The organism is Bacillus sp. OV322, assembly GCF_900112495.1.
Classification (GTDB): Bacteria; Bacillota; Bacilli; order Bacillales; family DSM-1321; genus Peribacillus.
Map to the genome: position 1 here is coordinate 263459 of NZ_FOMA01000006.1, position 13219 is coordinate 276677.

Annotated in this window: 12 protein-coding genes; 10 read left to right on the plus strand and 2 right to left on the minus strand. The window is 39.7% G+C overall.

Annotated features, from left to right (window positions below):
• Positions 1-120 precede the first annotated feature (120 nt).
• The 6 genes from sigH (at position 121) to BM126_RS16555 (ending at position 5533) form a co-directional block, all read left to right on the plus strand.
• The gene (gene sigH / locus BM126_RS16530) at positions 121-774 is read left to right on the plus strand and encodes an RNA polymerase sporulation sigma factor SigH (protein ID WP_090990537.1); all 654 of its coding nucleotides are present in this window, start codon (positions 121-123) and stop codon (positions 772-774) included.
• 702 nt (positions 775-1476) lie between these two features.
• The gene (locus BM126_RS16535; RefSeq protein ID WP_090990538.1) at positions 1477-1707 is read left to right on the plus strand and encodes a hypothetical protein; all 231 of its coding nucleotides are present in this window, start codon (positions 1477-1479) and stop codon (positions 1705-1707) included.
• Positions 1708-1908: 201 nt separating this feature from the next.
• Positions 1909-2109 (plus strand): cold-shock protein, encoded by a 201-nt coding sequence (locus BM126_RS16540; protein WP_071349777.1) that lies wholly within the window; start codon positions 1909-1911, stop codon positions 2107-2109.
• A gap of 316 nt (positions 2110-2425) precedes the next feature.
• Positions 2426-3472, plus strand: a complete 1047-nt coding sequence (locus BM126_RS16545) for a Delta(5) desaturase DesA (RefSeq protein WP_090990640.1) — start codon at positions 2426-2428, stop codon at positions 3470-3472.
• Positions 3473-3803: 331 nt separating this feature from the next.
• On the plus strand, positions 3804-4934 hold the full coding sequence (locus tag BM126_RS16550; protein WP_090990539.1) for a sensor histidine kinase: 1131 nt from the start codon (positions 3804-3806) through the stop codon (positions 4932-4934).
• The gene (locus tag BM126_RS16555) at positions 4934-5533 is read left to right on the plus strand and encodes a response regulator transcription factor (protein ID WP_090990540.1); all 600 of its coding nucleotides are present in this window, start codon (positions 4934-4936) and stop codon (positions 5531-5533) included. The genes BM126_RS16550 and BM126_RS16555 overlap by 1 nt, the downstream gene beginning before the upstream one ends.
• A 69-nt stretch (positions 5534-5602) precedes the next feature.
• On the opposite strand, the gene BM126_RS16560 is transcribed toward BM126_RS16555, so the two are convergent.
• On the minus strand, positions 5603-5818 hold the full coding sequence (locus tag BM126_RS16560; RefSeq protein ID WP_090990541.1) for a helix-turn-helix domain-containing protein: 216 nt from the start codon (positions 5816-5818) through the stop codon (positions 5603-5605).
• A gap of 556 nt (positions 5819-6374) precedes the next feature.
• On the opposite strand from BM126_RS16560, the gene BM126_RS16565 reads away from it, so the two are divergent.
• Together BM126_RS16565 and BM126_RS16570 are read left to right on the plus strand one after the other, a co-directional pair.
• The gene (locus BM126_RS16565) at positions 6375-8297 is read left to right on the plus strand and encodes an endonuclease MutS2 (protein WP_090990542.1); all 1923 of its coding nucleotides are present in this window, start codon (positions 6375-6377) and stop codon (positions 8295-8297) included.
• A 512-nt stretch (positions 8298-8809) separates the two neighbouring features.
• Entirely contained in the window at positions 8810-10954 is a 2145-nt protein-coding gene (locus BM126_RS16570) for an ATP-dependent Clp protease ATP-binding subunit (protein ID WP_090990543.1), read from the plus strand.
• Positions 10955-11137: 183 nt separating this feature from the next.
• Here the strand turns inward: BM126_RS16570 and yppF are convergent, their stop codons facing one another.
• Positions 11138-11353 (minus strand): YppF family protein, encoded by a 216-nt coding sequence (gene yppF, locus BM126_RS16575; protein ID WP_090990544.1) that lies wholly within the window; start codon positions 11351-11353, stop codon positions 11138-11140.
• Positions 11354-11766: 413 nt separating this feature from the next.
• Between yppF and BM126_RS16585 the strand changes: the two genes are divergently transcribed.
• Positions 11767-12753 (plus strand): glycosyltransferase family A protein, encoded by a 987-nt coding sequence (locus BM126_RS16585; protein WP_141770091.1) that lies wholly within the window; start codon positions 11767-11769, stop codon positions 12751-12753.
• Positions 12713-13093 carry a hypothetical protein gene (locus BM126_RS16590; RefSeq protein WP_090990547.1) on the plus strand — a complete coding sequence of 127 codons (381 nt, stop codon included), beginning with the start codon at positions 12713-12715 and terminating at the stop codon, positions 13091-13093. Before BM126_RS16585 ends, BM126_RS16590 begins: the two co-directional genes overlap by 41 nt.
• Positions 13094-13219: the final 126 nt, after the last annotated feature.

Sequence of the window (13219 nt, forward strand, 5' to 3'; positions counted from 1 at the left end):
GATAAACATTGCATACCTTTTACTTTGGTTGCATCAGGAAATAAAGCTGCCAGGATATTTGTTACAATCGTTTGATATTATTTTATGCTTGCAGCCCGATTAAAAGAGGCGGAGGGATAGATGTTGAAAATATTCTGTATAGAAAAACCAGTTGAAAATAGCTTGAAGATAGAGGATGAAGTTTTAGTTGGAAGAGCTCATAGCGGTGATGGAGAGTCCACGGAAATGCTTATCCAAAGATACAGGAATTTTGTACGAGCGAAAGCCAGCCGCTACTTTCTGATTGGGGGAGATAAAGAGGATATCTTTCAGGAAGGCATGATTGGGCTTTATAAAGCCATTCGAGATTTTAAGGAAGAAAAGCTTACCTCCTTCAGGGCCTTTGCCGAACTTTGCATAACAAGACAAATCATAACCGCCATCAAAACAGCCACACGTCAAAAGCATACACCTCTTAACTCTTACATTTCCCTGGACAAGCCTATTTATGAAGATGAACTGGATCACACATTAATGGATGTAATATCCGGATCCAAAATCAGTGATCCTGCTGAGCTGATTGTTAATCGTGAAAAAGCAGATGATATTCAGCTTAAGATGGGCGAGCTTCTGAGTGATCTTGAAAGAAAGGCGCTGTCACTGTATATGGACGGCCAAACCTATCAGGAAATTTCAGTGGAGCTGAATAAACATGTTAAATCTATAGATAATGCACTTCAGCGGGTTAAGAAGAAACTAGAAAGATATTTACTGATGAGTGAGGCTATTGTTTAGGCAGTTTTCGTAAGCCTTGCTGACTAGGGAACGAGGGGTTGATCTCAGCCTAGGATGCCCGCTTTCCGTAAGGCGGGCGGTGAGCTTCCACAGCTACGCTTGCGGTGTCTCACCTTCCCTCTAATCGAAGCCACTGAAAAAGTCAGGAATTTTAAAAGTGAAAAATGATGTACAAAAAACGACGCTCTAGAATCGCTTCTAAGCGACGATAAGAGGGTCAGGAATCATTTTTGACCCCCTATAAACTCATCTTTTTTCCAAAACATATAGTTTTTAAGTGGCCTGCTCTAATCTAAGCAGGAGTCTCGCGCCGTACACTCCAATCAACCCGTTTTAACAACGGGACCGCTTAACAGAACATATTAAAAAACAGCATTCTTTATGAAAAAGGCCTTTTAATAAAAAAGATGCCCCATATTAATGAATTTCAGTGTAATATTGCTGACAGTGAATTACTGCATCTTTAAATATCCAAGAGCCGTGATATAGGTGGGCAAATACACATGTATTTGCTTTTTTTGTGTGGATATTGCAGGAAGTCCTTAAAACTGGCTAATCATGTAACCGGGAGATCATATACATTTTGAACAAAAAGGAAAATGTTAGAAATTATCTTGTAATTAGCAGGATGGGGTTTTACAATTAAATGAGGTATAGCGTCCGGTAATTTATCATATTTCCGAAAGAGGGAGGGTGCAGGAAATGAAAGAAACTCATGAAACACAGCCTGATGACAAACTTTATCATGGACGGGAAAATGAGATTTATACGCCGATAGAAGATTATCAGAAAATAACTGCTGGTGGGCCGTTTAAACGTGACAGCATGGATATCGGGTCCTTTCCAAAGGGTATCAGGATCATTGGTTATTTTTTTGTGTTTTTTATTGTGGTGACTATGATATTTTCCATTATTCTTACCATTTTCCTCTAGTATGGTTACTGTTGCATCCCCGCAGATTTAGAAGCAGAAAAACTGGATGATCTATTTGCTTTCTATTATCGTATCTGTTATTCTATAGAAGAATTATTTTTGTTCGGTACTTTAGATAGTAAAAGTTAACTTTACGTCTCGATGTTCCAACAGAGCAAGGATAGTATTATATTGTGCCTGGTGCACGAGGAGGAAACACAAATGGAACAAGGTAAAGTAAAATGGTTTAATGCAGAAAAAGGTTTTGGATTTATTGAACGCGAAAACGGAGATGATGTATTCGTTCATTTTTCAGCTATCCAAAGCGAAGGCTTTAAGTCTCTTGACGAAGGCCAATCAGTAACTTTTGAAGTAGAACAAGGCCAACGCGGACCTCAAGCTACTAACGTTCAAAAAGCATAATAAGACAGACCATATATAAAAAGACTCTGATTCTTCAGAGTCTTTTTTTTGCATTGTTAAGTTGCAATGCTTAATTAAGCTTCATGCTGGCTTTGGCAGAAAGCGGGCGGGGATAGACCAAACGCTCAGCAGCAGGGGGATACAAATGTCATACAGGCTATATGCTTTTATTTCTTAGCAAAGACTATTTGAGTCAGCAATTTCCGCCCATAAGCATGACAAGTATCATGGTTTAGACATGATACCTATGTCTGCAAAAGCCTTCTTTATTTCTTTATAATAAAAACATCAGAAAGAATAAGGAAGGAATATGCTGATGATAAAAGAAAATCAAAGAAACTTAAGAAAGCAAATTGCTCCATATGAAAAAGCAGATATAAAAAACAGTGTTTTGCAGATGATCAATACCTTTGTTCCATTTTTTGTTTTATGGATATTAGCATACAAAAGCTTGAGCTTATCTTTTTGGCTGACACTAATTATTGCTATTCCTGCAGCAGGATTTTTAACACGGATCTTCATTATTTTCCATGATTGCTGCCATCAGTCTTTCTTTAAAAATAAAAAATATAATAAAATTTTGGGAACTATAACCGGAGTATTGACACTTTTCCCTTATAACCAGTGGAAACACAGCCACTCCGTTCATCATGCCACGAGCAGTAACTTAGATAAACGCGGGACTGGAGACATTTGGGTACTGACTGTTGATGAATATGCAGCTGCTCCCTTATCAAAACGCTTTGCTTATAGAATTTACCGCAACCCATTTATCATGTTTGGCATTGGCCCTGTTTATGAGTTTCTTATAAAAAACAGATTCAACAGAAAAGGCGCAAGAATGAAAGAACGCATGAATACTTATTTAACGAATATTTTAATTGCATCAGCCGTCGCTTTTTTCTGCTGGGCACTCGGGTGGAAAGCGTTTCTTTTGGTGCAGGGACCGATTTTTATGCTTTCTGGCTCGATGGGAATATGGCTGTTTTATGTTCAGCACCAATTTGAAGATTCCTACTTTGAAGAAGATGAAAATTGGGATTATGTAAAGGCTGCAGTTGAAGGAAGTTCATTTTACAGGCTCCCTAAAATCATGCAATGGCTGACAGGCAATATAGGCTATCATCATGTCCATCATTTAAGTCCGAGGGTGCCTAATTATAAGCTGGAAGCGGTACATGAAAATACTCTGCCATTGCATAATGTTCCAACAATTACTTTGATGACAAGTTTAACTTCTTTGCGCTTCAGGCTTTGGGATGCAAAAAATAAAAAGTTTGTAGGATACAAAGCAGCATATGAAAAAAGAAGGAACATAAACGCTTCAAACCGCATAATCAGCGGGAAAGCTGATTTGAGTTAAATTTACAAAAGGCAGATTGGGACGGATATTCCTTTAAGGGTATTCGTTCTGGTGTGCCTTGTTGTGGTAATATAAGCATACCCGGAAACTTTGAGATTATAAGCATAGGTTATTTTCTTATAGATTGTTGTTTTTCAAATCTGTGAGGCGATCCTATTCTTAAGCCAGGCTGATTGGATTGTAAGGTGCGTTACTCCTGCTTAGATGACGGGACAAGCGGAGACCCCGCAGGCGCAGCCTAAGAAGGCTCATCCCGCTCAGCGGAAATCAGCAACCCTGTTACATAGCAATATAGTTTACGAAAACAGCCTAAGCAAATGAGGGTTATACGATGAAAATTAGAGAAGCAATTACACAAAAAAACTCAGGGGTTTCACCATACATATGGTGCGTATTAAGCATATTGCCCTTTTATTTCATTTTCCCCGCTTCATCCATTCACCAGATCATCCTGGGAATTTCCCTTACGTTACTATTTTTTATTTCATATCGTATTGCGTTTCTTTCAAAAGGGTGGCAGGTTTACTTTTGGCTCACAATCTTGATAGGCATTTCCCTTGCCTTGACCATCATATTTAATTATGTGTATTTTGCGTTCTTCCTGGCGCATTTTATAGGAAACATTAAAAAACGGCCAGCGTTTATCACCTGGTATTTCTTACATCTAGTCACTACATCCGTTTCTATTAACTATAATATGATCCTTCAGGATAAGTTGTTTTTAATGCAGCTGCCATTTATCATTATTACCTGGATCAGTGTCATTCTCATTCCTTTGACGATATACAACAAAAAAGAACGCGGTGAGCTTGAAGAAAAACTGGTAGATGCCCAAAAACGCATTTCGGAACTGGTTATCCTCGAAGAGAGGCAGAGAATTGCAAGGGACCTGCATGACACATTGGGGCAAAAGCTTTCTTTGATCGGTTTAAAAAGTGATCTTGCAAGAAAATTAATTTATAAAGATCCTGAACAAGTGAAAAATGAACTGAAGGATGTGCAGCAGACAGCAAGAACTGCTTTAAATGAAGTAAGAAAAATGGTATCGCATATGCGGGGCATTAAATTAAAGGAAGAAATTATCCGCGTGAATCAAATCCTGGATGCTGCCCAGATTCACTTTCAATATAAACAGGATGCTGAACTGTCAAATGTCCCTCCGCTTATTGAGAACATTGTCAGCATGTGTTTGAAGGAAGCTGTCACAAACGTTGTAAAACACAGCGGTGCAACAGAATGCAGCGTCCATGCAGTGCAAAAAGGGAATGAAGTTTGTGTGACCGTGTATGATAATGGAACTTCTGTTATCACTGAGACGGATTTTATCAAAGGCCACGGCCTGCTTGGCATGAAAGAAAGACTGGAGTTTGTCAATGGAACACTGCAGATTTTATCTGGAAATGGGACTTCTTTAATCATAAAAGTGCCTATTGTCAAAACTGCGGAAAAGGAGAGACCTTAATGATACGGATTGTACTTGCTGAAGATCAGCGAATGATGCTGGGTGCACTCGGCTTGCTGCTTGACCTTGAAGAAGATATGGAAGTCGTCGGGAAAGCATCAAATGGAAAAGAAGCCATATGTCTGGCAGCCTCCCAAAAACCTGATGTATGTATAATGGATATTGAAATGCCGGAGAAAAGCGGGCTGGAGGCTGCAGAGGAACTAAAGGACAGCGGGATTAAAGTGATTATATTAACCACCTTCGCCCGCTCTGGTTATTTTCAGCGCGCTTTAAAGGCAGGTGTCAGCGGGTATCTGCTGAAAGACAGCCCAAGCGAGGAGCTTGCCGGATCTATCCGCCGAATCATGGAGGGAAGAAGAATTTATGCTCCAGAGCTAGTGGATGATGTATACGGGGAAGAAAATCCGCTCACTGAACGGGAGAAAGAAGTTTTAGGGCTTGTTGCTGACGGAAAAAATACTAAGGAGATTGCCGATCAGCTTTCAATAAAAGCGGGCACGGTCCGCAATTACATTTCGGCAATTCTTGAAAAGCTTGAAGTTACAAACAGAATAGAAGCAATAACCCGCTTTAAGGAAAAAGGATGGTTTAAGTAATGACCTTCCTGTTATGGTAACCAAAAAATGTATAAAGACACTTTGGACAAAACAAAAAGAGTGAATAAATCACTCTTTTGTATTCCAGATATATAAATCCTCTATGCTGCAGTTTAACTCTTTAGAAATAGTCATTGCGTTATTAACGGACATAATTTGTTTGCTTTGATATTCTGTAAGCTGGGCTGTGGAAATACCAGTTTTAGCAGAAAGTTCATCAAGTGCAGTGTTGTTTTTAATCAAAAGTTCTTTAAGCTTGCTTTTTTTCGCTTTATAAATTGTCAAAAATCACACCTCACTTTCATCAATGATAGCACGAAGCCCGGGAAAAAGAAAGTTCCGCTGGAAAACACCCCTTGAATCATGAATTTTAACCCGGGAAACAGCATTCATAAAAAGATATGCAAAGCAGAATGCATTTAGAACTGAAATAACGATGATTTATATTTTTTACGGCTTCCCTTGATTGGATTGCATTGACAATTCCTTATGCATTGAATATATTGGAGTAGAGAAGGTTTTACAAATATTTTCCTGAAAAGGGGTTTATTTTATGTTAGGTGCTGTTCTTAACTAATCCGTAATTTCATACGGTCATTCCCGTTAAGCCGCGATTTTTTAGAAATCGGAAGGCTTGTTTAGGTATGCGGGGGATGAAGGTTAAGAACATTATCATGGCATAAGGTAGATGGAATTCTGCTGCTGTGTGTTTTCACGCAGTTTTTTTGTTGAGCAGAATCCAATAAAAGTGCAGGAAGAAACTATCCTGGCTGCTGCCCGACCGCAATGAACAATTGTTCATTGCGGTTTTTTGCGGTCAAAAAATTAGGAGGAACCAGAATTGAACGAACAAACATTGAAAATTTTAGGTTATGACAGTATTAAAGGCATAATTTCAGAATACGCTCTTACTGACTCAGGAAATCAAAAAATTCTCGCTGCAGAGCCAATAAGTGAAGTAAAAAGGATACGAGCACTGCTTGAAGAACTTGATGAGGCAACTGTAATCATTAAAAAAAGTGCGAGTGTTCCTTTATCAGGATTGGATGGTATGGAACAAATTTTAAAGCTGCTCAAGGGCGGAAATATTCTTCGTCCGGAACAATTTGCTAAACTGCTGTTATTTCTGGAAAGCTGCAGTAAAATGAAGGCCTTTATGAGGGATAAGGAGTATATGGCACCTCGTGTTTCTTCCTATATTTATTCTTTAGAGGACCTTAGTGATTTAGCTGGAGAAATATACCGCTGCATCCGGAATGGGATGGTCGCTGACCTGGCATCTAATGAGCTAGCCAGGGTCAGGAAACAAATCACGATTAGCAAAGAGCGGTTAAAAGACAAACTTCAGAACATGCTGAAGTCCTCGAAATATAAGAACATGCTTCAAGACTATACTGTGAGCGAACGGAATGGGCGCTATGTTCTTTCTGTAAAAAAGGAATATAAAGGGAAAATCCGGGGAGCCATACTTGATACTTCGGCTTCTGGCTCTACTTTATTTATTGAACCTGAAGAAGCTGCTGCGCTTCAGGATGCCATTACGCTCCTTAAGGTGCAGGAGGGAGTGGAGGAAGATAAAGTTCTAGCTGTGCTTACAGAAGCTGTAATGGAAAATGAAGCTAAAATCATCCTGGCCTCAGAAATCATGATTCACTATGATGTGCTATTTGCCAAGGCTAAATACAGTTTTTCGATAAATGGAAGAAGCGCGGAAATCAATCATTCACACCGCATCAAACTTGTTGAAGCAAGACATCCTCTATTAGGGGATAAAGCTGTTCCACTAAATCTGGAAATGGGAGGCGGCAAACATGCCCTTGTGATTACTGGACCCAATACAGGCGGTAAAACTGTATCCATTAAAACAGTAGGTCTTTTAACAGCCATGGCTCAATCTGGTTTTCATATACCTGTAAGAGAAGGCAGTGTCATTGCCGTGTATGATAAAATTCTGGCAGATATAGGCGACGGCCAAAGCCTTGAACAAAATTTAAGTACCTTCAGCTCACATATTGTAAATATCATTTCTATTCTTGAAGAAACGAATGACAGCACACTGGTCCTTCTGGATGAATTGGGCTCCGGGACGGATCCGGCAGAAGGAATGGGGCTGGCTGCAGTGATACTGGAACAGCTTCATAAAAAAGGAGCATCCCTTCTTGCCACTACTCATTATAATGAAATCAAACAGTTCGCAGAAGAGCATGAAGGGTTTATCAATGGATCGATGGAATTCGACCTTGAGTCTCTGAAGCCAACTTATAAGCTGCTGATCGGAAAAGGAGGAGAAAGCCAGGCTTTTGCCATCGCTTTAAAACTGGGCATGCATCCTGAGCTTATATCCAAAGCACATCGTATCACCTATCAAGAAGAGAAAGATTATAAAGGCCTATCAGATTCTCCAGTACGTTCGTTAGACAAACAGCTTGCTGGAAGGCATGCACACCGCTTAAAAAAAGAAAAAGAACCGCTGATAACAGAGTCAATACAGTTTGAAATGGGGGATAATGTAAAAATTTCACCTCAGGGGGAGATCGGGATCGTGGAGAAAGGGCCGGATATCAGAGGCAATTTTTCAGTGCTGGTTAAAGGTGAAAAACATAGCATCAATCATAAGCGCCTCAAGCTTTATATCTCTGCTCAAGAGCTATATCCGGAAAATTATGATTTCTCTATTGTTTTTGACAGCAAGGAAAATAGGAAAATGTCCAAGTTAATGGAAAAAGGCCATATGGAAGGTGCATCTATTGAATTAGAAGACTGAATAAAATCCCTGACGCAACATAAAGCCGGGATTGAAAAACAGTCTGGGAGAGGTGAAAAACGGCTGAATGTACCGATTGATAAATAATAGTATGGCGTCAGATGCTCTGTAATCTGGCGCTTTTTATAACGGACGATAAAGCCCATTAGATTTTTGCACAATGCTGATTGGATCGTGGCATGACTGCTTGCTGTATTTCTGGCGGACATCAGGGGCAGTGTCGCAGCTGGAGGAGCAAGTTTTAATTTAAAAGTGTGAGCAAATTTTTTGAAGAGAAGGAAAATATGCTATAGGGTTATAAAAAGAATGTCATGGGTAAATAACCATTACGTTATAATCATGGATTAAAAAGCAGAAGCAAAATAGTTGAAAGTCAAAAAAGGTCAGAGTATAATAAATGTACAAGGTCAAAGAAAGTCAAAGTCAAAGTCAAAGCGAAAAATGAACCTTGCTGATTGAAAAAAATAAATGATTGTATCAAACTTTAAAAGAACCTTAAGGAGGAGTACTTTATGTTTTGTGAAAAATGCCATCAAAATCAAGCTAGCATTGCAGTTAAAATGACTTATAACGGCCAGGCGCATGAATTAAACTTGTGCTCCGTTTGCTATAAAGAAGAACGAAATAAATTAGGTGCAGCCATGAATGGAATGAACATGGGACAATTTCCTTTTGGCAGTTTCTTTCCTAATAATAATGGAGAAAATCCTTTTAACCCCAATAGCACGGATAAACGCCAAGAACAAAGGCAAACAGAGCAGCAGGGAGGCGGCCTGCTGGATCAATTTGGCCGCAACCTCACTTCGGCTGCAAAAGCGGGATTGATTGATCCTGTTATCGGCCGCGATAAAGAAGTAAGCAGAGTAATTGAAATAATAAATAGAAGAAATAAAAATAACCCAGTGCTGATTGGTGAACCAGGTGTAGGTAAAACCGCAATAGCAGAAGGACTGGCGCTTAAAATTGCTGAAGGTGAGGTTCCAGTTAAACTGCGCTCAAAATTGGTTTATATGCTTGATGTAGCTTCGCTAGTCAGCAACACAGGGATCCGCGGACAATTTGAAGAGCGCATGAAACAGCTGATCGCTGAGCTCCAGGAGCGCAAGAATGTAATTTTGTTTATCGATGAAATACATCAGCTTGTCGGTGCAGGATCTGCTGAAGGCTCCATGGATGCGGGAAATATCCTCAAGCCTGCTCTTGCCCGCGGAGAATTGCAGCTTGTCGGAGCTACAACTCTTGCAGAATACAGAAAGATTGAAAAAGATGGAGCACTGGAACGCAGATTCCAGCCAGTGCATGTGGATGAGCCCTCAACTAAAGAAGCGCTAATGATTCTGCAGGGCTTAAAAGAGCATTATGAAAAATTTCATGAAGTTTCATATAGTCCAGAAGCCCTCGAAGCAGCTGTAGAGCTTTCACACCGCTATATCCAGGATCGGTTCCTTCCAGATAAAGCTATCGACTTGATTGATGAAGCAGGTTCTAAACTTAACTTGACCATCGAAAGCGGGCAGGAGGAAAATGTGAAAGAGCGGCTTTCTGAAATTTACAAAGAAAAAGAGCAGGCGCTTAAAGAGGAAGCCTACGAAAAGGCAGCTGCACTGCGCTCTGAAGAAGTGAAACTCGAACAGCTTCTTGAAAATGGAGCAAATGCAGAGCGTCCGATGGTAACGGTTGAAGATATCCAGAAAATCATCGAGCAAAAAACAGGAATTCCTGTCGGAAAACTACAGGAAGATGAACAGGAAAGAATGATTCATCTTCAAGAAGAGCTTGGCAAGAAAGTCATCGGACAGAAAGAAGCAGTTAAAAAGGTAGCTAAAGCCATTCGCAGAAGCAGGGCCGGATTGAAATCAAAAAGCCGTCCGATTGGTTCCTTCCTGTTTGTAGGCCCAACAGGTGTAGGTAAAACCGAATTATCTAAAACACTTGCCGCGGAATTATTTGGCGATAAAGAGTCAATGATCCGCTTGGATATGAGTGAATACATGGAAAAACACAGTGTATCAAAATTGATTGGCTCACCTCCTGGGTATGTCGGCCATGAGGAAGCTGGACAGTTAACAGAAAAGGTGCGCCGCAGACCTTACAGCATTCTCTTGCTGGATGAAATTGAGAAGGCTCATCCTGAGGTTATGCATATGTTCCTGCAAATCCTTGAGGATGGCCGCTTGACTGACGCCCAAGGGCGGACTGTTAATTTCAAAGATACCGTCATTATCATGACTAGCAATGCAGGTGCAGCAGAGAAGCCTAAGGTCATGGGATTTGGCGCAAGCTCTGCCGTTGAAGAAGTAAATATCCTTCAATCTTTGGGCAATTTCTTTAAACCGGAATTCCTGAACAGATTCGATAGCATCATTGAATTTTCATCATTGGAAAAAGAAGACTTGCTGCAGATTGTAGACTTAATGCTGGCGGATCTTTACGAAACAATCCGTGTTCAGGGATTGTCCCTGGAAGTTACAAAAGAAGCTAAGGATAAACTTGCTGATCTTGGCTACCATCCTGCTTTTGGGGCAAGACCGCTTCGTAGGGTCATTCAGGAGCAGCTTGAGGATGCAATAGCAGACTTTATCTTTGAAAAGCCTGATGTGAAAAACTTTAAAGCAGTCGAAGAAAATGGAGAAATAAAAATAACGGCGGCTCATTAAAAGAACCTTCTGGACGTCTCAGTCCAGAAGGTTTTTTTATGAGAGGACAAGTAAATCATGTAAAACTCAGTAGTACTCCTAATATTTTATATGTCCTATTGTTTTATGGAATTATCCCAATTTTTTAAAAAGGTGTTCCCCCAAGTTCAGCTTTCCGCCATTACTTCATAAGGGAATAAAACATCATGGTGAATCGGCGCATCTAAGGGACCTTTCAGCGGCCAAGAAGGGTTTTTTTGCTCCTCGTTTTTCCAGCTCGCCGAATAGGTTTTTATAATTTGAAAATGATAGTTCACCTAGCAGATATTTTTCCTGTATATAATCTAAAAGCTCATTGGCATGTTGAGGTTTTCGGTTTTTATAAGAGATAAAATGCTGAATCAATATTTCTAAAACCATGATCGCCCTCCGTTTGGTTTTTTCCAGTAAATAACTCCTTGAGAAATATAACATGATTAACGTCTAGAATTGTTTTTTTAGAAAATTTTAACTTCAGACAAATTCTTACAGTCTTTTTATAATATTTGTCAAATAAACTTTACAGCCGAAATGGAATGAAAGAATGAAAAAATGGCCAATCATTAAAAATGAGCTAAATGACACGTTAGTTTGTCCAGACACATTTGCCATGCTTGTCATAACCTATAAAGAATTTCACTTTGACAGAAAAACACATATAGGGAGGCAAAATGGTTGTCTAGAGATTTTTAGTAAGGAAACTATTCAAAAATTGGCAACGAGAATTACCGAACACCGCGCAGGATGAGGTAGAGGTCGCTGAAACTCATCCTAAACAGCCAGAAGCTGTACACGTGCAGGAGAAATTGGAGCCGAATGGCGGAATTTCACACGAGGAAATTATGGACAAGGCAGTACAGGAATCCGCATATTTAATTGTGGAAGAAGAAAAACAAGAAGAAAGGCAGCAAGCTGAACCGGTAAACCAAAAAAGCGGGGATAAAAATATTAAAGTGAGTGTCATTATACCCTCATATAATAAATATGAGTATGTTTGTTTATCTCTTCACTGCTTAACAAGGCAAACCTTTCACTCGGCACAATTTGAAGTCATATTAATCGACGATTGTTCAACAGATGAAACACCGCGCCTTAAGAATGAATTTGTTTCTGATTTTACGTTTAAATATATCCGCCCTCATACAAATTTGGGCCGTTCACGAGCCCGGAATCTGGGAATTGAAAACAGTGAAGGTGAAGTTGTGATTTTTATGGATGCAGAAATGCTGACAGAAAGAAACTTCATTGAAGAACATTATAAACACCATATTCATGAAAGCAATGTAGTCGTTACAGGTGCCATGCATTACCGTGGTGTCTATACGTTTTTGACTCCTCTATTTAATGAAAGCCAGTGGTCGTATATTGATGGATTCCTGCCTAGGAGTGCATACTTTGCAGGCCGCTATTACGAATACAAGGCAACACACCGGAATGAATTAACCTATTTTCCGCTGGCAGGCAAAGAGGATATCCACGAGGGAAGAATTCATGATATATCTTTTCCCAATTGGTATTTAACAAGTATTTTAAATAGCGGTCTTTCACATTTTGGTGAAAATCTTAACGGTTTTGCCCTGCCATATATAGCTTTTTTAACTGGTGATGTTAGTGTGAAAAAAGCGATGTTATACCAGACAGTTTTGATGAATCTTTTCAAGGATATGGGGCAGAAGTTTGGGAGCTGGGATACAGACTGTTTAAAAATGGAGCAAAATTCCGGGTGGACCCCGCCGCATTTTGTTATCACCAGGAGCATCCTACCTCTTCAGGAAACTTAAGGGAGGCAATGGGCAATTTATATATAAGTCACCTGAAATTGAAGTACTGGCCCTAGCCCTAGAGCAGCGCCGTGGACTGAATTGTCTCGAAATCCATTATGTTGTTTCACAATATAAGGAGATGGAAGCAAGGTTCCCTAATCAATATGCTGCCTTTAAGTCTGCTTTTATTTCAATGATGTTTAAGGTTGTAGAGCTTCTGAGGGATAGACAGACAGTGACGCGGCTTGTCAGAGATATCGATTTTCAGGAAAATGAAATACTCGATCAGCTGAGTGTAATCAGGGATCATAGATGGCACATGCTTGCAGATGCCTTTGAAAAGCTTGCAAAACTGTAAAATGTTTAAAAGGAACTCCTGGAGAAATCGGGAGTTCCAATTTAAAATCTCATTTTACAATACTGGGGCCAAGGGAAATACATATTTTAAGTTTTTTCAGAATTTATAAAAAACAATTTACATAGT